Origin of the sequence: Roseiconus nitratireducens (genome assembly GCF_008629675.1) — a bacterium.
GTDB lineage: Bacteria > Planctomycetota > Planctomycetia > Pirellulales > Pirellulaceae > Stieleria > Stieleria nitratireducens.
In genome coordinates, this window is record NZ_VWOX01000006.1 from 137,954 (window position 1) to 162,903 (window position 24,950).

14 protein-coding genes, 1 tRNA gene and 1 pseudogene are annotated in these 24,950 nt (G+C 58.5%); 7 read left to right on the forward strand and 9 right to left on the reverse strand.

The annotated features are described in order from the left end of the window. Positions 1-308: 308 nt before the first annotated feature. From FYK55_RS12370 to rpsU, 7 genes and pseudogenes are all read right to left on the reverse strand, one after another. Positions 309-2,714, reverse strand: a complete 2,406-nt coding sequence (locus tag FYK55_RS12370; RefSeq protein ID WP_235908640.1) for a tetratricopeptide repeat protein — start codon at positions 2,712-2,714, stop codon at positions 309-311. Between the two features lie 204 nt (positions 2,715-2,918). Then, positions 2,919-3,776, reverse strand: a pseudogene (locus FYK55_RS30100) (serine/threonine protein kinase); the annotation flags it as partial. Positions 3,777-3,936: 160 nt separating this feature from the next. Continuing rightward, positions 3,937-4,488, reverse strand: coding sequence for a sigma-70 family RNA polymerase sigma factor (locus tag FYK55_RS12375; protein ID WP_150076738.1), 552 nt, complete (start codon positions 4,486-4,488; stop codon positions 3,937-3,939). Between the two features lie 573 nt (positions 4,489-5,061). Beyond that, positions 5,062-6,243 (reverse strand): hypothetical protein, encoded by a 1,182-nt coding sequence (locus tag FYK55_RS12380; RefSeq protein ID WP_150076739.1) that lies wholly within the window; start codon positions 6,241-6,243, stop codon positions 5,062-5,064. Between the two features lie 254 nt (positions 6,244-6,497). Continuing rightward, positions 6,498-8,759, reverse strand: a complete 2,262-nt coding sequence (locus FYK55_RS12385) for a DEAD/DEAH box helicase family protein (protein ID WP_150076740.1) — start codon at positions 8,757-8,759, stop codon at positions 6,498-6,500. Positions 8,760-9,062: 303 nt separating this feature from the next. After that, positions 9,063-9,136, reverse strand: a tRNA-Val gene (locus FYK55_RS12390). A 163-nt stretch (positions 9,137-9,299) separates the two neighbouring features. After that, positions 9,300-9,494 (reverse strand): 30S ribosomal protein S21, encoded by a 195-nt coding sequence (gene rpsU, locus FYK55_RS12395; protein ID WP_150076741.1) that lies wholly within the window; start codon positions 9,492-9,494, stop codon positions 9,300-9,302. A 797-nt stretch (positions 9,495-10,291) separates the two neighbouring features. Between rpsU and FYK55_RS29480 the strand changes: the two genes are divergently transcribed. Continuing rightward, positions 10,292-10,468 (forward strand): hypothetical protein, encoded by a 177-nt coding sequence (locus FYK55_RS29480; protein ID WP_201743700.1) that lies wholly within the window; start codon positions 10,292-10,294, stop codon positions 10,466-10,468. A 38-nt stretch (positions 10,469-10,506) separates the two neighbouring features. Here FYK55_RS29480 and FYK55_RS12400 read toward each other — a convergent pair whose 3' ends face one another. After that, positions 10,507-12,429: an ABC1 kinase family protein gene (locus FYK55_RS12400; RefSeq protein ID WP_150076742.1), complete on the reverse strand. Its 1,923-nt coding sequence runs from the start codon at positions 12,427-12,429 to the stop codon at positions 10,507-10,509. 163 nt (positions 12,430-12,592) lie between these two features. Between FYK55_RS12400 and FYK55_RS12405 the strand changes: the two genes are divergently transcribed. From FYK55_RS12405 to FYK55_RS12425, 5 genes are all read left to right on the forward strand, one after another. Then, positions 12,593-13,600 (forward strand): AAA family ATPase, encoded by a 1,008-nt coding sequence (locus FYK55_RS12405; RefSeq protein WP_150076743.1) that lies wholly within the window; start codon positions 12,593-12,595, stop codon positions 13,598-13,600. A gap of 162 nt (positions 13,601-13,762) precedes the next feature. Next, positions 13,763-14,668: a lipase family protein gene (locus FYK55_RS12410; RefSeq protein WP_150076744.1), complete on the forward strand. Its 906-nt coding sequence runs from the start codon at positions 13,763-13,765 to the stop codon at positions 14,666-14,668. A 45-nt stretch (positions 14,669-14,713) separates the two neighbouring features. Beyond that, positions 14,714-15,727 (forward strand): AAA family ATPase, encoded by a 1,014-nt coding sequence (locus tag FYK55_RS12415; protein ID WP_150076745.1) that lies wholly within the window; start codon positions 14,714-14,716, stop codon positions 15,725-15,727. Continuing rightward, complete coding sequence (locus tag FYK55_RS12420) at positions 15,720-17,342, forward strand: Ppx/GppA phosphatase family protein (protein ID WP_150076746.1); 1,623 nt, start codon at positions 15,720-15,722, stop codon at positions 17,340-17,342. Before FYK55_RS12415 ends, FYK55_RS12420 begins: the two co-directional genes overlap by 8 nt. 105 nt (positions 17,343-17,447) lie before the next feature. Continuing rightward, on the forward strand, positions 17,448-18,824 hold the full coding sequence (locus FYK55_RS12425; protein ID WP_150076747.1) for a sulfatase-like hydrolase/transferase: 1,377 nt from the start codon (positions 17,448-17,450) through the stop codon (positions 18,822-18,824). Positions 18,825-19,034: 210 nt separating this feature from the next. Here FYK55_RS12425 and FYK55_RS12430 read toward each other — a convergent pair whose 3' ends face one another. Continuing rightward, positions 19,035-20,969, reverse strand: coding sequence for an OPT family oligopeptide transporter (locus FYK55_RS12430; RefSeq protein WP_150076748.1), 1,935 nt, complete (start codon positions 20,967-20,969; stop codon positions 19,035-19,037). Between the two features lie 147 nt (positions 20,970-21,116). Here FYK55_RS12430 and FYK55_RS12435 point away from each other — a divergent pair, with 147 nt between their 5' ends. Beyond that, positions 21,117-24,845: a sugar-binding domain-containing protein gene (locus tag FYK55_RS12435; RefSeq protein WP_150076749.1), complete on the forward strand. Its 3,729-nt coding sequence runs from the start codon at positions 21,117-21,119 to the stop codon at positions 24,843-24,845. The last annotated feature ends 105 nt before the right edge of the window (positions 24,846-24,950 follow it).

The window sequence follows — 24,950 nt, forward strand, 5'->3', positions numbered from 1 at the left end:
CAGGTCTTTACAGATGCGTGAAGGACGGCACCGCTTCATGAGTTGGGCGATGTATGTCACCAGTGCCTGGCGGGGTGCGGCGTTGAACCTGTTGTCGACAGCAGGCAATTGGACGGCAGGAATCGATAAACTCGAGACTCGAAGGTGATTCGCATAATGCGTCTCCATGGTGACTTGGCCTGCTGGTACCATGAAGGACCGATCCCCGGCGTGCAGACCGTTCGCCGCGGGGTCTCCTCCGGCCGGTGAGAGGTTGCTGCCAGGCGTCAGCTCACCGGTCGGGTTTCTGTTCTGTGTTGGTCGTTTCGTCAGGAAGCCTCGACATTCGCGACGGTCGTTTTCTGATCGCTCTCCGACGACGATCCAAAGCGTGATCGAAACTCTTTCTCCGCCTCCTCGCGACACTGATCCGTCACACCGGACATGAACCACGTGTTGAGTACCGAAGCAGTATCCGCCGAATGATCGACTTCACGCAAACGTTGGGTCGCTTCATCACCAGCGGCCAGCGACTCTTTTGCCTTTTCACGCTGCCCAAGTCGGCAATGCGTGATCGCCAGCAAGAAGTAGCCGTACGGAGCATCGATTGAAGTTTGCGCGTGAAGCTGGGTCGCTTCTCTTAAAAGGTCCTCTGCTTCCTGGTAGAGTCCAGCCCGGAGCATCATGGCGCCGAGAACTTGGATGAAAACCGGATTCCCAGGCTCTGTATTGACCAACGACCGTGCCTCTGCGATGGCGTCTTCGTAATCAGCGATCGCCCCGGGAAGCAGGGTCAGGGTAAAAACATCAATATGTTTTGGGCTCAAGCCACTTTCTTTGCCCCACCGGGTAAGAATTCCTTTGCAAGACTTTCGGTACGCCTCGTCTTCGCCCGCAAGCGCCTGCAATATCCGCAGAAACGCCCATCCATCGTCTCGGTTGACTTTGCCTTCGCCAAACTTCATTGCAATCGATAACGCGGAACGATAATCGCCGTTCTTTCCCGCAGCCATCGCAAGGAGTTGCCAAAGCCAGTGAGGCGTGTCGGGATGGTACAACTCGATTGCGCGGCTAGCTTCGGCGAAGGCTCGCTCGGGTTGGTGGAGATCCATGAGGGCAAGGGCGAGACGACCATGGGGGTGTGCCGCGTCTGGCTGGATCTCGATTGCTTTTTCAAAGTCGGGTACGGCACCTTCTGGTTGTTTTAGGTACGAGTGCTTGATTACACCGCGATAACCGAACAGTTCGGCGCTCGCTTGATATCCGTCCTCTTCGATCAAGTCTTTAAAAACGCTCAGTGCCCGCTCGGGCTCGCCGAGCACTCGACATAAATAATCCTTCAAACGGCTGAACTCCCCTTGATCACGATGGTGCTCGATGATGCGATCAACGAGGCGGTCCGCCGCGTGTGAGAGCTCAGGAACTCCGATTGACCGAATCCGATCAGCGGTCGCTCGATCCATGAGGCCTTTATCCACTTCAGCTTTACCAGTTCGCCGATCGAGAAACTCGATGGCTCGCTGGTGTGTGTCAGCCTTTAAAAGTGCGTCACGGATTTTGGGCAGGTACCAGAAGTCGTTCGGGTCGATATCGTACGCCAGTTCCCAGTCGTCGGCCGCATCCAGGTGTCGGCCTAGTTTCAGTTTCGCGGCTGCACGACCGGCAGGTGCAACGGCATGAAACGCGTTAACCTGAATGCTTTTCGAGAATATTTCGACAGCTCGTTCAAGCTCTCCCATTTCGTAGTAACATTCACCTAAGCGATTCAACAGATGCATCTTGCCATCCGGCTGTGCTTGTTGATACTGCGTCGCCGCTTCGGAGAATTTTCCCTCCCAAAACAACGCAATGCCGAGACGCGTTGCTCGTTGATAGGGGTCATCGCTCAATTCGGCCGCATGCTTCATCGCTTCGACGGCTTGATCCGTCTCGCCCCCGTCTCGATGAATCCACGCAAGCGTATACCAACCCGCTTGACTGTTTGAATCGATTTCAATAAGCCGCTTGGCGTGCTTCAAAGCCAGCGTGGGATTTCGCGACCAATAGTCGAATGCCATTCGATAGAATTCCGCAAGTTCTCGGTGAACAGCTTTGCTGTCCGGCGCGAGAGACTCGGCGTTCTTTAAATCCGCCAGCGCATCGGCGGACTTGTGGAGATTTCGACGGACACGGGCACGCAGCAGGAACAGCTGGTGGTCTCGGGCATCCCTTGCGATCAGTTGTGAGTAGAATTCTTCGGCAGATGTCAGCAGTTCTCCGCGAAAGTCAGCCAATTCGGGGTAGGCCAGCACTTTGTTATTGGCGACACGATCGATCAATTCTGTCACCGCATCGGTCGCGAGTTGGTAGTTTTCTTCTGAGATTTGCTGGGCCTGCGCCAGCTTGTCTTTCTCAAGCCGGAGCAGAACCTGTTGTTCTCTCAGTTTGCGCTGTTCGGTTTCCAGCAGGCGGTGTTTTTGATTCGCGAGGCTTTCCGATTTTTCTGCACGTAGTTGTGCCGATTTGGCTTGAAACGAATACCAGATGCTGAATCCTGTGCCTGCCACCATCGAAGCAACCACAAAGGACGTGGCCAGCAATGCCACTCGGTGTCTCCGGATCAGCTTGCGGGTTCGATAAATCGTTGACGGTGGGCACGCCATTACTGGTTGGCCCGCCAAATGCCGATCGATGTCGTCTGCCAATTCAGATGCCGATCCGTAACGGCGTTCGCGTTCTTTATCGATCGCCTTCATCACCACCCAATCCAAGTCACCTCGCAGCGTGTTGCGGAGCTTTCGCAAGTCGATGCGCGCGGGATCCGATTTCGTGGTCCGGTTTTGATTGCGAACTGTGCTCAAACGATCACTCGGTTTGGCAGGTTCGGTTTCACAAACGATCCGTTGAGCCTCGGCTAGCCCGATGTGCTTCAAATTCTGATCGTCGAACGGCTTGCAACCCGAAAGCAGTTCGTACAGCACGATCCCCATCGAGTAGACGTCGGAACGTGTATCGACATCGACCGCCGGTGACTTAGCCTGCTCGGGGCTCATGTACATCGGAGTTCCAAGGATCTGTCCGGTTTGCGTGAAGATCGTCTGCTCGCTCAAGTCGCCTTCGAGGGCTTTCGCGATGCCGAAGTCAATGACTTTGACACAAGGTTTGCCGTCTTTGCGAGTCACCAACAGGTTCGATGGTTTGATGTCGCGATGAATGATTCCCTTCTGATGCGCGTGATGAACGGCGCGGCAAACCTCGACGAACAGCTCGAGACGTTCTTCGGTCGAAAGATTTCGTTGACAGGAAAACTTCGTGATTGGAACTCCGTCGACGAGTTCCATGACGAAGTACGGCCGTCCATTCTCGGCGACCCCCGCGTCCAGGACCCTCGCGATGTGGTCGTGGTCCATCATCGACAGAGCCTTTTGCTCAGCGCGAAACCGGTCCAGAACTTGCTTGGAATCCATCCCCGGCTTGATGAGCTTCAGTGCTACTTGGCGGCGAATCGGATGTTCTTGCTCCGCCCGATACACGACACCGAATCCGCCTTCGCCGAGCTGTTCTTGGATTTGATAGCCGCCGATCGTTCGGCCGCTTAGCTTTGGTGTCGCTGCGTCGCTGGTCAGATCAATCGGTCTTGGATCGGTTGCCAAGAAACGACCGGCCCGATCATGTGCCTCCAGCAGAGAGCGAACCTCATTCGCCATCTCGGGATCGGAGCCGTCCAACTGGCGTAGAAACCCATCCAGATCGCCTTCCGCTTGCCGGTCAAGCGCGGCGAAGAATAGAGTCTGGATGTGAGATTCGTGGACCTTCATAACAACCGCTTTCACGATGAGAAGTACGTGTCACCAATAGATGCTCCGTCGGCCCCACAATCACGCCAGAAAACCTGCTATTTTTACGGTGGACGTCTACCCCGGCGAACGCAATGCCGCAGTGTCGATCCGAAAAATGTCGAGTTTGGACTCGCAAAAATTACGCGAGTTCGCGGCAAAGCCAGGCGCGAGCGAATGCCCATTTCCGCTCCGCCGTCCGTTGTGGTATTCCAAGTGCGCTGGCCGCATCAAGCAGTGAGAACCCGCCGAAAAACCTCAGTTTCACGAGTTCTGCGCAGTCCGGAAACTGCTGAGCAAGTCGGTCAATCGCGTCATCGAGTGCGATCATTTCCTGGTCGGGGGTTTCGACCGCGACATCGATCACGTCAAGATTGACGGGCAGTCGGTCGCCGCCACGCTTGAGGCGTTTTCCGTTCCGCGCGCGGTCGATCAGAATCCGCCGCATCGCCTCGGCCGCAGCACAACAAAAATGGCGACTTCCTTCCCAATGTCGGCCATTGTTCGAGCCAATCAATCGCAGATATGCCTCGTGAACCAGCTCGGTCGGTTGCAACGTGTGATCAGCGCGTTCGCTCTGCATCTTCGCCGCCGCAAGACGACGCAGCTCGTCGTAGACCGCCGGAAGCAGCTGCTCAATCGCTCGCTGATCTCCCGTTTCGGCACGCTGAAGGATTTGAGTTACCTCGGACATGCACAGGAGTATACTTTCCAGTTCCGGCGTCGTGTGGGCATTTGCGAGGCGCGAGCATGCCGGCTGATGGCGGCAGGCCGCCATCAGTGTACCGCGAACATCGCGTAGGAAATGGATGTTCTGGAGCAGCCGACGCGAGACCGCCCGAGGCGTCGTTGCCTCTGACCAACGCTCTTCCCTAATCTGTCGGCAGAATGCGTAGACGGCGAGCGTCATGCATCCCACATCGACCCAGAACTGGTTGGTACGGACGCTCTCACCTTGGGCGTTGCCGAATGGCCCGCCGGACTGAGCCAGCTCCTTGAATTCACGGTCGACTCGACGCAGTATCCCCCAAGGACCCGTAGACACTGTCGAGGGGTCTCGGGAGGTTCTCGGGTACCAGCAAATGGTGCTGAACTCAACCTCCCGCCGATCTCGGCTTTCGGTCGCCGCACCGGAACACAACAAGCGACCGAAGAATGCCGACTGGTCGGCATTCTTCGGTCAGCACACTTCGGGTATAGGCGTATCTGCCCAGCGATAGTCGGGAATCACGGTCACCACGCGACGCCAAGCTAGGTAGCGTGTGCGTTAGCTGAAGAATTCTTGCAACGCGTTGTGGGCATCGTTCGAAGTCTCGAACGTTTTCCAAGAATACGAGGATTGGTTGACTAGCAGGAGACCGTATTCAGGAACTCCGTTTTGGCGGGGCTCGACGAAAAACGCCGATTGATCCCCATCGACGTACTCGGTGACACCGTTGCTAAGTGTAGACTTCGCTGCATCGGGAAGCTCCGACGATGCCCCCGGTTGCGGCTGCTCTGGTTTTCCAGCCTTGATCGCTGACGACTTCTGTTTTTTCGGCGGATTAGTCACCGGTTGGCTGTGGGCATCCGGCTCCGGTGATGAGTTTACAACAGCGTCATTCTCGCCAGCCAAAACATCGGAGCTGCTCGACGCTTCTTCGTCGACTGACGGCTGATCACTTGGGAGGTCTTCGTTTCCCGGAATGTGAATTATCGCATCACCATTCTTGATGCCAAGTTCCCGTTCGACATCTGCCATTTTCACTTCATTACGCACAGCCCTCATCGCAGCCGCTTCGTTCTCATTGCGGATAGTCACAAATCTTCTAATCGCTGATTTGGTTGCGCCTACAAATGCAGCCGACGCGTCGCGAATAGTCTGGCCTTTGCGAACATCTAATCGCATTCCATCGCCCAGCTTGATGGCGGTGGGTTCTTTTGCCCTTTTTAGCAGTGTGGCAACTTTGTCTCCGGCCTCTCGATGTGTTTGGACAGATAATTTGGCTATTTCCTCAATCTTCAAGGCGAGGAAAGCCCGCGTCGCGACGTTGCATTCCCTTTGTTGAACATCCGCCAGGACGTGTGCCAGCAGGTTTGTGGACTCGACGGTGGTAAACTTCGGAGTGATGTCGGCAACCAGGCATACTTGTAGGCGGTGCCGACCGTTGAGCAGCATACCATCTGGAGTCAGTTCAATCGGTCGTACCTGGCCCGCTAATTCAATCGATCGACGAAGACGACGTAGCGCAGCATCGGTCACTTCTGGGAGCAGTGCACATGCAGGCGACACTCCTTTGACTTCCGGGAACTTCGCGATTGCTTCTTGGATCGACGGAATGGCAGCTGATTGAGCGGACTCGTTTGGAGAGTCCGCATCGGAAATCTTCCTTGTGCCTGCATTCTTTGCAGCCTTCTTCTTGCGCGGCTTTTTTCTCTTGGGCAATCGCTTTTTGATGGGTTTGGTCATACTGAAACCTGAGTTAGAAGGCGATGTAACTTCATCGTCTGCTAATGCAGACGTCGACTTTCTCTGGAATGCAGGCGAGAATGAGAGAATGGTGAGTTAAGCAGCCCGCTTCGGAGTCAGACAGAACCCCGTCTGCACCGATCGAGCTGGGATTGGTTTATGTGCAGAAATGCTTGGTCCAGCCGACCGACGGAAACGGACTTGGCCCCCCAACGATGTTGAAAGCGCCTACAGAAGCTCCGAGTCGCAATTCCTCAGTTTGAGGTTATCGAATGCCTGTGTAAGTCTGGCGGGTCGTACCAACCTGCACGCTCCCAAGCCCTCACCCGATTGGGAACCGCCCGCAGCCACGACTTCTTCAAATGCTTTCGTCGCTGCCAGAGCATCTGATGCAACTCAGCTGGTAGCGTGATGCCCTCATTACGAAGGAGGGCAAAGATGTCTTCGGCACGGGCGAGCCTTTTTGCAATGCGTCGGTTACCGTTGGCAAGGACCCGATCGCTGCAGCGAGGGCCCGACCATTCGTACCGCGAGTGATTGAAGATCTGCATCCACAGCGCGATCCAGGTAACGATCTTCTTGTAATCCGTCGTACCATGATGCATACGGACTTCTAGCAATTGGACGCCATCCGCCATCCGCTGAAGATTCACCGAGTGAGTTCTCGAATAATTCTCCCAGCGAGCTTTGTCCTTGGATTCTCGAATCGGCTTGCAGTAAAGATTGCGATATCGATTGCGGTACGTCCACGAATCGCCCCACCGGTAGAGCCGCGATGGAGCGACTAGTGTGTAAAGTCCCGCTTCCAATCGCGACAACCTCCTTAGAAAACCTCGCTGATGCTTTGGCAAGTTCAGCCGCGTGGCGAGCGTGACATGCAGTCCAGTACGAGCGTTGACACAAAGAGCTGGTGACTGCCGAACAAAAGCATTGATCGCTGTCGCTACTCGTACGAGCTCCTCGAAACCACTCGCGTTCTCAAGGATCGGAGAAACAACTTCCCACCCGCAGGACCCATCGTGGCAAACACGCCACAGAGTTGGATCATTATTCTCATGATATTGGAGGGGGAATTCGTGAACGGGCAGACTTGCTACTTGTTCAAGACGCCCAATGATTCTGGCGGCGTTTCTACTCCAGCAACGGTGAGACCTCCATGATCCATCACGTGTCGAAATCTCCATTTCGACGCCAAATGTTTGGTCTCGTACAAAAGGAATCCCTTCTAGGCTATCGAGCGAGAGAGATTCGAACTTCGGCGCGTCCTCCGATTCGCCGTGCCGACGAGGCCAATTGGCACGGGGGAACATTCGGGACGATCCGCTCGACTTGTGGCAGAGATAATCATTCGAGTGGAACAGACGTTTTCCTAAGCGCCCCACCGAATCGGTGAATTCCACCACCTGAAATCGCCTTTTCCCAGAAGTTTTACGAGCTCCCCGGCCTATCATTTGAGCCAACAGCGTAAGGCTGGACGTCGGACGTGTCAGGAAGATCGTATCGATTTCAGGCACATCCATTCCCTCGGTCAACATTCCAACTGCGACGAGTACGCGAACCTTCCCTCTACGGAAATCTTGGACTGATTGCGTATTTTGCTCGTGCTGGATTGCCGAGTGTACCGCTCGGCATTCGACTCCTTGGCAAGATAGTTTCCGGTTTAGCTCGTTCGCGTGAGCAATATCGCAGGCAAAGATGACCGTCCGCGTATAGCTGCCGTCGTGGTGGCCCTCGAGGAAGGTCTTTACGATCAGTCGGTTTCTTTCGGTCCGATTCCCCAGTTCTCTCAGCGACCGCAGTGAAACATCTTCGCCCTTGATGATCGGATTCCAAAATTCACCCGTAGGAACAACGTGCACGATCGGGACGGCAAGATATTTAGGGCATAGATCGGCAAAGGTCTTTTGGTATGCGACGGCGTGCGTCTCTTCAATCAGGTGTGGGGTCGCCGAGAGCCCAAGCATGAAGGCCTTGCCCAAGAATTGTTTCGTCAAGACTTGGCCCTGGGTGGTGGCGGCCGCCCAGTGACACTCGTCAACCACAACAAGCAGTCGGTTTCTTTTCCACGCAAAATTGCAAGAGCTTTTCTGCCGACGGGTGTGCCAAGTTTGAATTGTGGAAAACACGAACTTTGCGTCGTGTCGTTCAGGAAACGCTCGGAGGCGTCCGCCAATCCTTGCAATCTCGTTCGCCAGCAGGACATCGGACTTGAGGCGGTTTGCTACCTGCGTGAGCAACTCCCAGCGGTGGGCAAGCCACAGCACCCTCCGATTTTTGCCTTTGCTGAGGAATCGAGTCGCTACGGAAAGAGCGACATGGGTTTTCCCCGCCCCCGTCGGTAGGCTGAGCACTTGAACGCGGCTCCGGTCGCTTCGCAGCGCCAATTCGACATCGCTTATCGCTTCCCGCTGGTATTTCCTTGGCGATGGCTGCGATAAACCTGGGACGGCTGTACGAGCAATGGAGGGCATGGCTGTTTCTCGGGGCGAGGTTTCGCCGCACTCTGTGGTGGCCATTCACGAAACTCCAACTCCAGGAGATTGCCGGCCGTGGTGTCCGGCTCGGAGGACCAAAAGAGCACGAATCAAACCTCAGCTTCGGGTACTGTTAGGGTTCGTCGACGAAAGGTCCGACAATCAATTGCGCTTGCCTGTACCAGAGCAAGTGGCGAGAGAAACTCGCGGAAGAATGGGGGCAGCTCGGCCCTCGTCAGCACAAAAAAATTACAGAATGCTGGCCCGGGTAGTGGCCCAGGAAAATCCTGCATAGTGGCCCGCAAACGCGGCCACCTAAACCTTTGTCACTAAACGACTTAAAAGTGGGCGTTGAGGGACTCGAACCCCCGACCCCCTCGGTGTAAACGAGGTGCTCTAGCCAACTGAGCTAAACGCCCGCGGATTTGGCGGATAGGGCGGCCCGGAGCGACAGCGACGCGGGGGCAGCCTGGGTCAGCGCACGTCGGACCGAACGTGGCTGAAGACGTTGTGTGACCGATGGGTCTGAGCAGATGGCGTGCAGACCGGCGTTTGGTGGTGTCAGCCCCGCGGGGGCGACTGCTAGCGGCCCAGCAAACGGGCGCGGCGGTTACGGCGCTCGGCTTGAATCTTTTGCCGACGGCGGATCTCGCTCGGTTTCTGATAGTGCTCTCGGCGACGCATTTCTTTTTTAATTCCGCTGCGTTCAACCAGTTTACGGAACCTTCGAACTGCCTCTTGAATCGTTTCGCTGTCACGGACCATCAACTTGACCATTTTTTCTCCAATTGCATGTTTGGACCTCTGATTGTTGAGTGAACACAGCCGGCACCCCCAGAGCGTGGCGATCGGTCGGTCGCCGGGGTGAACCGGAAGACGCGGGAGTGTAACGATCGACACACGGGTCCTGCAACGGCCATCTTTTTCAGTTTGCGAGGTTTTGACGGGGTTTCCCCGTTCTTCTGACCACCCGCGGGCCTCGGTCCAGGTCGGCGGATGGCGGGCAAGATGCCGATTTCCGATCGGAATGATTGCCCCCCCGCCAGCCGGGCGTTGCCACGCTGGCGATCTCCAATGCGTCCACCGTTTCGCGACGTCACACTTCCGCTTGGAGGTCGTGCAGCTTTCCGAGCCAGGAAACAACGTGCTTTGCTGAAATTCACCCGACCTCCGGGTGGGTCAAAGGCGAGGTACGAGCCTTTGGGGAGGGTGTCTTCAAGAACCCGCTGAAATCAATCGCGCCGGACGTGCCCTCCCCGCGTCGTCGCAGGGCTCCTCCGCGACCCTCCCGGAGGGAGGGTGAAGCAAAGCTGCACCGGCTTGATTGGATCGCCCCGGCTGAGAAACGCGGTCAGATTCAGACGCCGGAGTCGATTGCCCCTTCGGATCTGCCCCCGCAATCGCCAAAGTCCGCGCGACCGGTGCGACGCGTTTGTTCCGACCCCCGACGATCCCGGCGGGCCGCGTCGTCCGATTCAAGGGCTGCAGTCGCTTGCCGTCCTCCGGAATGCACCGTCCTTCGGAAGCACCGGTGGTCAGGCCTTCCATCAACTTTCTCGATTTCCGCCTTGCTGATGGACACCGCTCACCCCGCCTCGATCGCCAACGCCGTTTCCGAGCCTGGCCGCCTGTTGGACGAACTGGAGCGTCGCCAGGACGATGTTTTGAGCCGGCTGGATGATCTGGACGCCAAGCTGGATGAGGTCCTCCGCGGGTTGGAGCCGGACCGCGGGGAACTGATCGGGGAGTGACCCGGCACGAGAGCAGCCATTTTCTGTGGGCCGGCGATTCAGTCTTCGTTGTTGCGGGTCAGATGCCCGCTACGAGCGATCGCCAACAGCAGCCACAGCATCACGGAGATGCTGCCGAAGATGCCGAGCAGTCCGATCAGGCTGACGGGCTCGATGTCGACGAATCCCAGCGACAACCCGAGCCGGGGAGGCACCTGGTGGGCAAGCATCAGCGACGAACCGACGAACACGGAGCTGGCCATCAGCCCCAACACCAGTCGGTTGACCGAGGGGCCGAGGCGTCGATGCTCCAACGTGACGCTTGTTTCGCCTCGGCGGACCATCTGCAGCAGTGAGATGAATTCGTCGGGAGCCGATTCAAGAAAGCTTTCCGCTTCCAGGTAGATTCGGCGAGCCTGGCGGAGCCGACGTTTGGGGCTCAGCCGCCGCATCGTCGATTTCTTCGCCAGCGATTGAATCACTTGCAACGAGTCGAAGCTGGCCCCCAGTTCTCGTAGCGTCCCTTCCAAGGAGATCATCATTTTCAACAACAGCGCCGACTGGTTGGGCAATTTGATCGAGTGCTGGTGCAAGACCTCCGTCAATGCGTTGAGCGCGCCGGTCAGATCAAAGTTGCTGATCGATTGCTGGCCGTAGGTGGCGATGAAGTCGGCGACGTCGATGGCCAGGGCCGATTCGTCCAGACTCATGGGGGCTTCGCCGACCCGTCGGATCAGCCGGATCAGCCGGTTTTGGTCTCCGCTAGAGATGGCGACCAACATGTCTTCGATGTTTTCACGCAGATTTTCATCGATTCGGCCGGTCATGCCGAAATCCAGAATTCCCAGACGGCCGTCACGCAGACAAAACAGGTTTCCCGGATGCGGGTCGGCGTGAAAAACACCTTCGTCAAAAATCATGGCGACGTAGACGTCGGCAATCATTTCACTGAGCCGGGTCCGGGTCGCATCGTCCAACACGATGTCGGCCAATTCGCGGTTGCCTGCGGACGTCCCGTGATCGGGCTTGCCGTTCCCCTGATGCGACGGGTGTGAGGTGGTCTCGGACGCCGCCACAGGTTGTTCACCCGCATCGCCAGGCGCTGTTTCACCGGACCGCGCCGCGGGGCTTGCTTGCGGAGCCTCCCGTTCGGCCGAACCGTTGCGATCGGGTTGGTGGCCGTGTTGATGATCCATCGGGCGACGACTTCTCAGGCAACTTGCCAGCGAACGGCCCTTGAGTTCGTCCATCACCAGGACACGGCGGGTGCAAAGTTCAGTCACCGGGATGGGCACGATGACTTGATCGCCGCGCCGTTTCAGCCATCCGGCAAAGTACTCCAGCGATTGCCGCTCGCGGCTGAAGTCTAACTCGCGGGTGATGATCGGGGCCAACTGGCGGACGACGTCCACCGGACGCCAAGCGGCCAGCGCTTCGACGCGCGAAGCCAACATCGCGAGCCCGCTGAGGACCTCGATGTCCTGACGAACGGTTTTCTCGATCCCCGCCCGCAAGACTTTGACGACGACCGGGCGACCGTCCCGGAGGACGGCCCGGTGGACCTGTCCGATCGATGCGGTCGCCAAGGGCGCGGCGTCGATCATTTGAAACGCGTCCTCGTAGTTTTCACCAAACTCGCTGGCCAGCGTTTTGCGGACCGTTTCGATGCTGTCGGGTCGAACGTTGACGCGGAGCCCCTTGAGCTCTTCGCTGAGAACCGGTCCGACCAGGTCGGGGCGGGCCGCCAGGATTTGCCCCAATTTGATGAAGGTGGGGCCGAGATCGGTCAGGGCCATGCGGACGCGTTGTTCGCGCGTGTACTCCGCCAGCGGCGTGCCGCGATGATCTTTGTACAGCCCGCGAAACGGCAGCCCGCGGTGCTGGCTGAGCCAATCGGCCAGACCGTAGCGACGCAGCACTGCCAGAATCTCGCGCCAACGGCGGAGATTACGGTACAGTTGCGGAATCGTCGTGATTTTCATGCGGAATTTGCGTGCTGGTCAAAGATTGGCTGGTCAATTGTAGCTCGCGCCTACCCGGTGGTCGGTCGGCGACGGCAATCCGGGATAGAATGCGGTCGATCCCGGTTGGCCCGCTGATTCAGCAGTTGAGCCGCAATTCACGTCCGCCCATGTCCGAAACCGCATGTCTGACGCTCCCCCCGTTGTCGCCCGGTCATCCGCCCGCTCCGGTGCGGACACCGCCAACGTTGCCTTGGTTTCCGATCTGACCAAGCGTGTGATCGCCAACGTCGAACACGCGATCGTCGGCAAACGGAAACAATTGGTGCTGGCCATGGTGGCCTGGCTGAGCGACGGTCACGTGTTGCTCGAGGACGTACCGGGGGTGGCCAAAACGATGTTGGCACGCGCGCTGGCAAAGAGCGTCGGCTGTCGGTTCAAGCGTGTCCAGTGCACACCGGACCTGTTGCCCACCGATGTCACCGGCACGTCGATTTTTAACCAGAAAAACGCCGAATTCGAGTTTCGTCCGGGGCCGGTGTTCAGCCAGATCCTGTTGGCCGACGAAATCAATCGCGCGACGCCCCGAACGCAAGCGTCGCTGCTGGAAGCGATGGCCGAGGGGCGGGTCACCGTCGACGGGACGACCCACACGTTGGAAAAACCGTTTTGGGTGATTGCGACTCAAAACCCGGTCGATCATGAAGGGACGTTTCCGCTACCGGAAGCGCAATTGGACCGGTTCCTGATGCGGTTCAGTTTGGGGTATCCGTCGATGGATGAAGAAATGCGGATGCTGGACCTGTTGCAGCACACTCACCCGGTCGATCGATTGAAGGAAGTGGCGACCGCCGCGGAATTGCTGGAAGCGCAAACCGAAATCCGCAAGGTGCATGTCGATCCTCGCGTGCGTCAGTACTTTCTGCAGATCATCGACCAGACGCGGAATCATGGCGATCTGGCTCTGGGCGGCAGTCCGCGGGCATCGATCGCCCTGTTTCGTTGCTCCCAGGCGATGGCCGCCGTGCGGGGACGAGGCTTCGCGACCCCCGATGACGTCAAACGGGTGTTGGCGCCGGTCATGAATCATCGATTGATCCTAAAGCCCGAAAGTCGGCTGCGGCGTGTGACGACCGAAAGCGTCTTGCAGGAGATCGTCAGCGAAATCGCTGTGCCGACGATCGAAGGCTGACGAGTTAACGGAGCCATCCCGGGGGTGGTCAAACCGGCCCCGGTCGCTCATCCTTTTTTGAAGGGAAGCTGTCCGCCGATTGAAGCGAACGCGACCGGGCAAAACCGTTGAAGGCTTGGCTTGCCATCACGGGGATGAAGAGCACTTTGGAGGAACGGTGGGATGTTGGAAGACGTTGCCAACCGGGTCGTAAAGGATCCGGGCGAAGTTCCGCTGGTCATCCATTCGGCGCTTTCCGGACCGATCGCCGAGCTGAGCTTCCTGCGTCGTTCGTTATTGTTCGCCGAATTGGCGATGATCGCCTACAACGACGTGGACGAAGCGACGCGAGCGGCCAAGTTGGCAGGATTTCCCGATGTGACGTTCTACGACCGCGACGGTTCGCAGGCGTACCGATTTCGCAACGAAGTCGACTGCGTGATCGCATGTCGGGGGACCGAGCCCAACGAGTGGAACGACATTCGGGCCGATGCCAATGCCCAGAGTGTGCTCGCCGAGACTGTGGGTCGGGTCCACCGCGGATTCAAAACGGAGGTCGACGATCTGTGGCCGATGATCGAGACGGCGCTGCTGGACAACAGCCACACGCTTTTCTTTTGCGGTCATTCGCTCGGCGGGGCGATGGCGACGATTTGCGCCGGCCGCTGCTACCTGTCCCACATCAATAGCAATCCGAATGAACTTTTTACCTACGGCAGCCCCCGTGTGGGCAACAACCGGTACATCAATTATGTCAAGCTGGACCATTATCGGTACGTCAACAACAACGACATCGTGACCAGAGTGCCACCGGTAATGTTTGGATACCGGCACAGCGGCAGCGAGGTCTACATTGATCGCAACGGCCGCATTCGTAAACTGAATTTGATTTCGCGACGGCGCGACCGCTGGCAGGGCTTCCTGCGGGGGTTGCGTCGCTGGAAAATCGACCATTTTTCGGATCACTCGATTCATCAGTACATCGAAGCGATTCTGAAAGCGGTTCGCGAGGAAAACGAGCGTGTCGGCAAAGGCGAACAGGCCAAGCCGGCATCGACGTACGCCGATAAAAAGCATGCCCGTGAATGACTCGCGCGCCGTTGATCAAAGGAGACCTCCGATCCCTCGGTTCTGATGAATTCGATACCTGAAAACCCTTCGAATCCCGGCTCACAGCCTTCGGATGTCGCCACGCACGTTGAAGTCGACGGGGTGCGGCTGAAACTGGCCCAGCCCTACGAGTCGCCCGGCCGTTGGATCGGTCAAGGCGAGATCCTGCAACAACTGCTGGCTTGTTGGATTTCCGTCGACCCGGCAGATTTGCCGCTGACGCCGCGATTGGTCGGTGCCCCGGGCGTGGGCAAGACCCAACTGGCGATCGCCGCGGCCAAAGCCCAGGGGCGGCCGCTCTTCATCTATCAGTGCACCGCCGACACCCGGCCGGAAGACCTGTTGGTCACGCCGGTGCTAAGCCAGAACGGTGAGATCGCCTACCACGCCTCGCCCCTGGTGACGGCCATGCTGCGCGGCGGCGTGTGCGTGTTGGACGAGGGCAACCGGATGAACGAAAAGTCCTGGGCGTCGCTGGCTCCGTTGTTCGACAACCGCCGCTACGTCGAGTCGATCGTTGCCGGAATCGTGATCGACGCGCACCCGGAATTCCGCGCGGCCGTGACGATGAACCAGGACGAGTCCACGTTTGAGATTCCCGATTACATCATGAGCCGGTTGCAACCGACGCTGCCGGTCGGTTTTCCCAACAAGCAAGATGAGATGGCGATCCTGCAGTATCACCTGCCGTTTGCCGAACCGGAAATGCTGGCGATGACGGTGGAGTTCCTGCAACGGTCCCACCAGTTGAAGTTGGAGTTCTCGCCCCGTGACGGCATCAACCTGTTGCGATACGCACTCAAGCGAATCGCGCAGGATCCCTCGCACCCGGTCGGACGGGACCAGGCCTGGCAGGAGGCGTTGAAGAGTTGCTTGGGCGAAGAGGCGTTTGATTTGGAACAGTTGTCACAGCGCAAGAGTCGCACCCTTGGAGGGGACGCGGTGCCGCTGGGATTGGCGGACCTGTTCTTCGATCCCGATGATCCGATGCATCCGGATCGCGACGACGATGAGGACGACGAAGAATTCAATGTCTGAAGCGAAGGCCTCCCGCTCGACCAAGCGAACCGCAGACCGATCCGCAGAACGTGCATCCGAACGAACCGCCGCACTGGCCCCCCGCAGCGTGGCCGTGATCGACATCGGAGCGACGGCGATTCGAATGGCGATTGCCGAAATCCATTCCACCGGCGAGGTCCGGACGCTGGATCAGTTGGTCCAACCGGTTCAGCTGGGACAGGAAGCGTTCACCACACGCCGGCTTTCTCGCAAAAGTATCGAACGCGTCGTCGCCGTGCTGACGCAGTACCAGCGTGTCCTGGCGGAATACGGAATCGACTCCAGCAGCGATGTCCGCGTGGTGGCCACCAGCGCCGTCCGGGAAGCGGTCAACCGACTGGCGTTCACCGACCGCGTCTTCACCGCCACCGGACTGCACGTTGAACCGATCGACGAGGCGGAAGTCAACCGCATCACGTACATGGGGATCACCCCTCAACTGCTGAGCCATGCGGACCTGGCCAACGGCAAGGCCATGGTGCTGGAGGTCGGCGGAGGGAGCACCGAGGTCTTGATCGTTCGCAGCGGCAACGTTTTGGCCAGCCATTCTTTCCGGCTGGGATCCCTCAGGATGCTGCAGACCATTGATCTGGCTCGCCCCGGTGCCGATCGCAAACGAGCATTGATGGAAAACCACATCAACCGTTCGTTGACCCAGCTGGGCGAATTGGTCAGCAGTGAATCGCGATTGAATCTGGTGGCCGTCGGCGGTGATATTCGCTTGGCGGCCCGCTTGCTGGTCGGTCACTGGCAATCGGAACACCTGGCCGTCCTGGAAATCGATCAGCTGACCGGGTTGACCGATCGAGTCTTGAAACTGGGCGACGACGAAATCGTCAAGCAATTTGGCGCCACCTTCGTCGAAGCACAAACCATGGGGCCGGCCCTGTTGGCATACTCGATGGTCGCCAAACACTTCGGCGTCACTCACATTTACGTCAGCGACACGAACCTGCGAGACGGCCTGCTGAACGACATCGCGGTCGGAGGAAGCTGGACTGCCGAGTTTCGCAATCAAATTGTGCGGTCCGCATTATCGCTGGGACGACGCTTTCACTTCGATGAAATGCACGCCCGCAGCGTCGCCGAATTGTCTCGCAAACTGTTTCATCAACTGCAATCGCTGCATCAGTTGGACAGCCGGCACGAAGTCATCTTGTACGTCGCTGCATTGCTGCACGAGATTGGAATTCAGATCAACGTCCGCAGCCATCACAAGCACGCGCTGTACATCATCAAGAACGTCGAACTGTTCGGCCTGTCGCAAACCGATCTGCTGCAGGTCGGGCTGGTGGCACGCTATTACCGACGGGCCGCGCCGCAGCCGTCCCATACCGATTTCATGTCCTTGGACCGGGATTCCCGTGTGATGGTCAGCAAGCTGGCAGCCATTCTGCGTTTGGCGACGGCACTGGATGACACTCGCACCAGCCGGATCCGCGAAATCGAATGCCACGTGGACAAGAAACGCCTGTTGATCCAAATCCCGGGCGTCCGCGACGTTTCGCTGGAGCAGATCGCGATGCGCAGCCAAGCCGCGTTGTTTCGCGATGTTTACGGCTTGAGTGTTCTGCTGCGCGCCGGCGAATCTTGATCGCTCAGATTTTTTGATCTGATCGAAAGACCGTAAGACTCGATCGAACGGGTCGATTTTCTCTCCTCCGCTCCGCCCCCCTCCCTGCTTGCCAACGGCTCCCCAATGTTCAAGTTTTCGTCGATTCTCTGCTGCCTTGCGGTGACCACTTTCAGCACAAACGCCGTCGCGCAAACCCGGCGTCAACAACCAAACGTGCTGGTGATCTACACGGACGACCAGGGGACGTTGGACGCAAACTGCTACGGATCCAAGGATTTGATCACGCCGACGTTTGACCGGCTGGCTAAGACCGGGATTCGATTCACGCAGATGTATTCGCCATCGGCTATCTGCTCGGCGTCGCGTGCCGGACTGATGACCGGGCGGTTTCCCGTCCGCGCCGGCGTGCCCGCCAACGTGTCGTCGGAACGAGGAAAGCCCGGCATGCCGACCTCGGAAATGACGATGGCGGAACTCTTTCGCGCCCAGGGCTACAGGACGGGACATGTCGGCAAGTGGCACCTCGGGTACACGGACGACACGATGCCCGGCGGCCAAGGATTCGAGTCCACGTTCGGACACATGGGCGGCTGCATCGACAATTACTCGCATTTCTTTTACTGGAACGGTCCCAACCGGCACGACCTTTGGCGTGACGGCGTCGAAGTCTGGGAAGACGGCCGTTATTTCGGCGACTCCATGGTCCAAGAGTGCCGCCGCTTGATCAGCGAATGGAAAGAGCAACCGTTCTTTATTTACTGGGCGATCAACTGGCCGCACTACCCTCTGCAGGGGACGGAAAAGTGGCGCGAGCGCTACACCGATTTGCCCCGTCCTCGTGACAAGTATGCCGCCTTCGTCAGTTCGATGGATGAGCGGATCGGCTTGGTCGTGGATCACCTGGAAGCTTTGGGGCTGCGCGATGACACGATCATCGTGCTGCAGTCCGATCACGGACATTCGGTCGAGGAACGAACGTTCTTCGGCGGCGGCAACCCGGGGCCTTACCGGGGCGCGAAAGGCTGCCTGTTCGAAGGCGGCATTCGCGTTCCCTCCATCGTGTCGTGGCCCGGCGGCTTGCCGCAGAATCAGGTGCGAGACCAAATGGCCGTGGGCTGCGACTGGTTCCCGACACTGGCCGAGCTGACGGGAATCGAGATTCCAGAGCATCATTTGGATGGCCGCAGCCTGGTCGACGTCTTGCAAAACAGCGAAGCACAGTCTCCGCACAAATCGTTTTACTGGCAGCTGGGCGGGGGCAACAATTCGCAGTGGGTGGTTCGTCGCGGCCCCTGGAAATTATTGGGGAACCCCGTCGATCGTCGCGATCCGCAATCGATCACCGACGACGATCGGTATTTCCTCGCCAACTTGCAGCAGGACCCGAGCGAATCGAGCAATCTTGCCGACGCGAATCCCGTCGTGGTGTATGAGTTGATGTTACTGCGTGAGGAGTACGTTGCCGGGTTGGATAACAAAACGCAGGGTGTGGACGAGTAGGCATGGCGCCAGGCAGAGCCTGGAAGACATCTGGTTCCAAGGCCGGAGCCTTGGAACCAGAGCGGGAGGACTCCCCTCGTTCCCGGCTCCCGCCCGGGAACGCTCTGCCACGCTGGCTCCGCCAGCTCCTCCGGGCCATGGACGCCAGGCAAAGCCTGGCAGACATCGGGTTCCAAGGCCGGAGCCTTGGAACCAGAGCGGTGGATCGTCTTAGGTTTTCGGACGTGTCATCACCAGAAAAGCGGTGATGATCCCGGCCACTGCCAAGTAGGACAGAAGAGTGACAGCGGTGCTACCGACCCCCAGGTCCAACGACGTGATTCCGAGGGCGGCCAGACCGGCCAGACCGACGGCGGTCAGAGCCTCACCCGCGATCACTCCGGAAGAAAACAACACGCCACGATGAAGCACCCGATCACGGGACTCGCGGGGTGTCCGCCGCGAGTACAGGTGGGCGATCAGGCCGCCGATCAGGATTGGCGTGGCCAGGCCGAACGGCAAATACATCCCGACGGCAATCGGCATCAAGTGGGCGCGAAACCGCGTCCGCCGCTTCAACACTTCGTCGATGATCCAGATGATCACGCCGATTCCGGCTCCCCACCCGATCAAGTCCCAAGGCAAGTGCCCCTCGCCGGCGAAGCCTCTAGCAAGGCTGGCGAACAGGCTGGCCTGCGGAGCGGAAAGCTGCTCGCCGCCGATCCCGCCGGGGGTGTTGTTGTGCAGCAATGTCAGGACCGGAGCCATCACGAACGACGCCACGGCGACGCCGGCGATTTGCATGATTTGCTGACGAAATGGAGTCGCCCCCACCAGCGATCCGGTCTTCAGGTCGTTGCACACATCACCGCTGGTGCAGGCAACGCAGCAAACCACGGCGGCGATCCCCAAAGTCGCAACCATCCCTTGGGTACCGGAATAATTGAACAGCCACAGCAGTCCCCCGGCGGCGAGCACGGCGGTGATCGTCATGCCCGACACAGGACTGTTGGAGTTCCCGACCAGTCCCACGATGTAACTTGCGACGGCAGTAAAAAAGAATCCCATCGCCAGCATCACGGCGGTCGCCAAAACCGTAACGCCCAGATCGTGCGTGAAGCGGTAGTTCAAAGTCGCCAACATCGCGGTGCAAATCACCGTCAAGATGAGGATCCATCCGGAGGGAATATCACGCTGCAGGTCGTCTTGAATTTCCCCCCGACCACGCAGGCCACCCGACAGTTCCTTCACGGCTGTCACCAATCCACCTCGAACAGCGACCAGGGAAGCAATCCCGCCGACAACCATCGCGCCCACGCCGACGTAGCGAATCTCCGTGCTCCAAATCTCCCAGGCACCATCGATTGGCGTGTCATAGTTTTCCGCCCCGCCTCGAAGCGGAATGCCAATCAACCATCCCAAGGCGCCGCCAATAAAGATTAACACGGCGACGTTCAACCGAACGATGAAGCCAACCGCGACCAGCATCGGCGAAAGGTCACCACCGAAATAGAAAATTCGGTCACCGACGACTCGGGCGGTCTGCAGCGTGTCCTGGACCAGAGACAGAAAACCAGCCAGCACCTTGAAAGTGCCGCCGATCACTGCCCCAATCACCAAACTGATCGCCGCATCCTGCTGCCCTTCAGATTCTTCACCCGCTTCCAGGACGGCCGCACAGGCCACACCCTCGGGGAATGGTAAGTCTTCATCGCCGACCACGAAGACTCGACGCATCGGGATCATGAACAGAATCCCCAACAGGCCGCCCGTCAGCGCGACCATCGACACGGTCCAAAAATCGAACGACTGCCAGTAACCGATCAATATCATCGACGGCATCGTGAAAATGATCCCCGCCGCAAGCGACTCGCCGGCCGAAGCACAGGTCTGCACCTGGTTGGCTTCGCGGATGGTGGAGTTGCGAAACAGCAATCGAAACAGCAACATCGCCATGACCGCCGCCGGAATGGACGCCGAGACGGTCATGCCCGCCTTCAGCCCCACATACACGTTGGCCGCCCCCATCACCACCGATAACAGTAACCCCAGGACGATCACTCGGGGCGTCAATTCCTTTCCCATCACTGGCGCCGGCGGTTCAAACGCCTCGGCCACGGATTCCTTGGGGGGCTGATGACGGTTTTCTGATTGGGGGTCGCTCATGTCACTCTGAATGAAAAGGGGCGAGCGGGCTGCCACGACAGCCGACGGCAGAACCGAACGGGTGGAACCGCATCGAAACCTGGCGGCCGATAAGATAAGGTCGGGCCGGAACCGATGGAACGGGGAACAACGGTTTGGATCTGATGGATGCAAGTCTTCCAAAAGCGGACTCAGCCGGTCGCTGAATCGACGTCGACGACCGTTGCTGCAATCCTTCCCACCCTTTTCAGTTCAGCGTTCATGAGCATTCTATCCCGGCATTGGTTACTTGCCCTGTTGCTGCTGATGCACGTCGGCCGCGATGTTTCCTGCTCGGGCCAGGGTCGTTCCGCGACTCAATCCGCCTCGCCGCAATCGCCGGCCGCGCCACAAGCGGACGCCAGTTCGACGCGTTGGTCGCAGGAGCTTGACGCTGATTGGAGGATCGATCCGGTTGCCCCTTCGGAAGCGCAGGGGGGGACCGCATTCAACCAACCGATTCCGGTGCCTTCCGCCTGGGAGCATACGCTGGGGAAGTCCTTTGATGGCTCCGCGGTGTATCAGCTGGAGATTTCTGAACAGACGACACGTCGGGTCCAAGCCGAGTTGCAACGCCGATCTCGTTCGGTCCCCCAGCAATTGTTCATCGTTTTCGATGGCGTCGCGACCGAAGCGATCGTCCGCTGCAACCAAATACCCGTTGGCGAACATTTGGGAGCTTGGACGCGTTGGTCCTGCAACCTGGACCAGGCCTGGGATCCAGAGGGTCCAAACCGGATCGAAGTTCGCGTGGATGAGAAGGTGGGACACCACACGCAAGGATTCCTGCCTGTGTTTGCACCGCATTTCGGTGGGATCTGGCAGCCGGTCCGTCTGGAAATCCGACCGCAACAGCGGATCGATACCGAGAACACGCTGGTCCTTGGGCGCTACCGGGTCGAGGAGAACCATCGTTTGGCATTGCGTGTGGCATTGCAGGGACCACTTCCCGAGGACGCGGAATTGGACGTCGTGGTGGATCACCCGCGACGAAAGCTGCCCAACGGAAGTTGGCAGTCGGCACGGAAAACAAAGGTCTTGCGGCGAACGTTCGCGCTGGACAGTGACAACCAATCCGAAGAAGGTTTTGAATTCGATATTCCTTTGAAAGATGCCAGGGCCTGGTCGCCCGAATCCCCTTGGCTGTACGACGTGCGGCTTTCGCTGACCGGACGGGGCGTCGCACCAGACGCCCCGGTAACAGCCGGCGAGCGGGATCCCGACGCAGGAACGGGCGGCCAAGCGTCTGCCGCCTCCACTCGCGTGGTTTACGACAGTCAAGCCTACCGGACGGGCATCCGGTTGATTGAAACGCGAGGCGATCAGTTGTTTCTCAACGGCCGACCCATCATCGTTCGGGGACTTCTAAACTGGGGCTACGCGCCGCCGTCGACCGCGCCGTCACTGGATGACCGTGACATGCGGGACGAGATCGCATGTGCGCAGCGGATGGGATTGAACCTGATGAAATTCTGTCTGTGGATTCCGCCGCGGCGATACCTGGAACTGGCGGACGAAGAAGGCCTTCTCGCCTGGGTCGAGTATCCAACCTGGCACGCCAAATTGGTCGAATCGAACTTGGCGGAACTGCAGCGCGAGTACTTGGAGTTTACCCATCACGACCGGAACCATCCTTGCGTCGTCCTGCGTAGCCTGACATGCGAAACCGGTCCTTCGGCATCCTTGGAGGTCATCGAATCGTTGTATCGGTTGGTTCATCGTCAGGTGCCCGATGCGATCGTCGAAGACGACAGCAGTTGGATCAGTTGGAATCGCATCAGCGACATCTGGGACGATCACCCCTATGGCAACAACCACACCTGGCCGGAAAAGCTGGGTGAACTGCGGCAGTTTATCGCTGAACGCGAGGCAAAACCGCTGTTGCTTGGCGAAGCGATCGCGGCGGACACCTGGCCCGACCTGAACGCCATACGAAACCAGATGGATCGCCAAACCGCTGAGCGTTCCGCCAATAGGAAAGCATCCGAAAGAAGCCAATCCGACGCGAATTCGCACGTGGAATTGCCGTTTTGGGTGCTGAACGCTTACGAGTCTGCCAAGAACTTTGAAGACCAATTAGCAGAGCACTCTTCACCGGACGTCGTGATGCAAATGCGTCAGGATTCGCTTGATTACGCCTATCAAATGCGAAAGTACCAGATCGAAACCTATCGACGGGAAATCCCGTGGGGCGGATTTGTCGTCAGTGTCATCCGCGACTTTCCTTTCGCCCCCATGGGCGTGATCGATTCGACCGGTGCGTTCAAGTTTTCCGAGTGGGGACGCGAAGCGGAGTGGTCGGCGGACGATCCGATGCTGCTGTTGAAGACTCAGGATGATCGGCGAAGTTTCATTGCCGGAACGACCGCCTCGGTCGACTGGCTGATGGCGAATGCCAAAGCCTCTCAGCTTGCTTTGCAACGTTCAACAGCCAAGCAACGTTTTGAAGTCCGGTGGCGGTTGTTGACGGATCGCACCGAAACGCCGGTCGCCACCGGAAACGTGCTGCTGCGACCGCCATCGAACAGCGCCCCCAAAGCGAGCGCAGCGGATCATTTCCAAGCTACTGCCGAATTGTCTTTTCCAATCAGCAAGCGACGGCGGCGAATGGAATTGGTGGGTGAGATTTGGGCCGGCAGACAACGTGTCGCCACCAATCGGTGGCCGATTTGGGTGCTGCCACCGGCACAGAAGGTTCCGCAATCTCGTGTTCAGGTTCATGCCGCACTGGAGGAATCACGCAAAGACTGGATGCACGCCGTCGTTGCGGCCAATCAAAACGACGCGCCGTCTGCCGCAACGTTTGAATCAGCGGACGCCCACGGCGAGCCGGGCGTTCAGGCCCCATCTTCCATTCTGGTCGCCAGTCGATTCGACAACGACATCCTGGACCAACTTCAATCGGGCCGATCCGTGCTGCTTTTGCCGGACGGGGGCCCGGGTAGCTTTCCGGTTCGCGATCATTGGTTTTTGCGAGGCGGTCCGGTGGTCTTTCCGGATCGGATTGAAGGTTCCCAAACGACGCGCGACGATCACTCGTTGACGCAGTTGCTGGTCGATCTCCAGCATTTTGACTTGGCTGGCTCGATTCAGCCCGATTTCGATTTCTGGCAGGAGACGGATCCATGGTTGATACTTTGGGACTCGCACGATCTGGATCACGTCAAGACGCACGGATTGCTGTGGGGCGCCCGGGTTGGAGCCGGTCGGCTGATCGTTTCAACCCTCAATCATGATCCCGAGCGGTCCGCGGCGGGTCCGCACGTGCTTCGCCAACTCCTCCACCGATTGATCGAAGAGCCGTTGGGATTGCGAGGACGGCTCAGTGAAGAGACGCAAAGTCGATTGCGTTCATCGCTCAACCTTCGGCAGATCAACCTTGCCCAGGCGGAGTGGAAGTTGAAGGTCGATTCGGACTCACGTGGATTTCAAGCTCGCTGGTTTGAAGATCGCGAAGCTGGCGAGGATCCGTTTGCCGACGCATCTTCCATCCGCATCGATTCACATTGGGACGGACAGGGGCACGGCGACTTGGACGGCTGGGCCTGGTACTCCACCGAAGTCTCGATCCCCAATGATTGGAAAAGCGATGACTTTTACTTGTGCTTTACCGGGGTCGACGATCACTACCAGGCGTTCGTCAATGGTAGGAAGATCGGCCAGGCGGGAAACATCGATCGCAAAGAGACCGCGTTTGAAATGCGGTCCAGTCATCGCCTGCCGGATACCGTGAAGGCGGGAGACCGATTGCGGATCCGTATCGCTGTTTACGATTGGTACGGAGCGGGAGGGATCTTTCGACCGGTGTTCCTGCGAACGACGCCCCTGCCGGCCGGTTCGCCGCTGCTTCGCGAGTAGGCGCGCGAACCACCGGTGGTGTTCAACGCTGTGGATTGCCCCCCTGCCAAAGTGCGTGCGAGGTCACCAGCGTCTGGCGACGGCGGTCGAGTTGGATGTCGGATG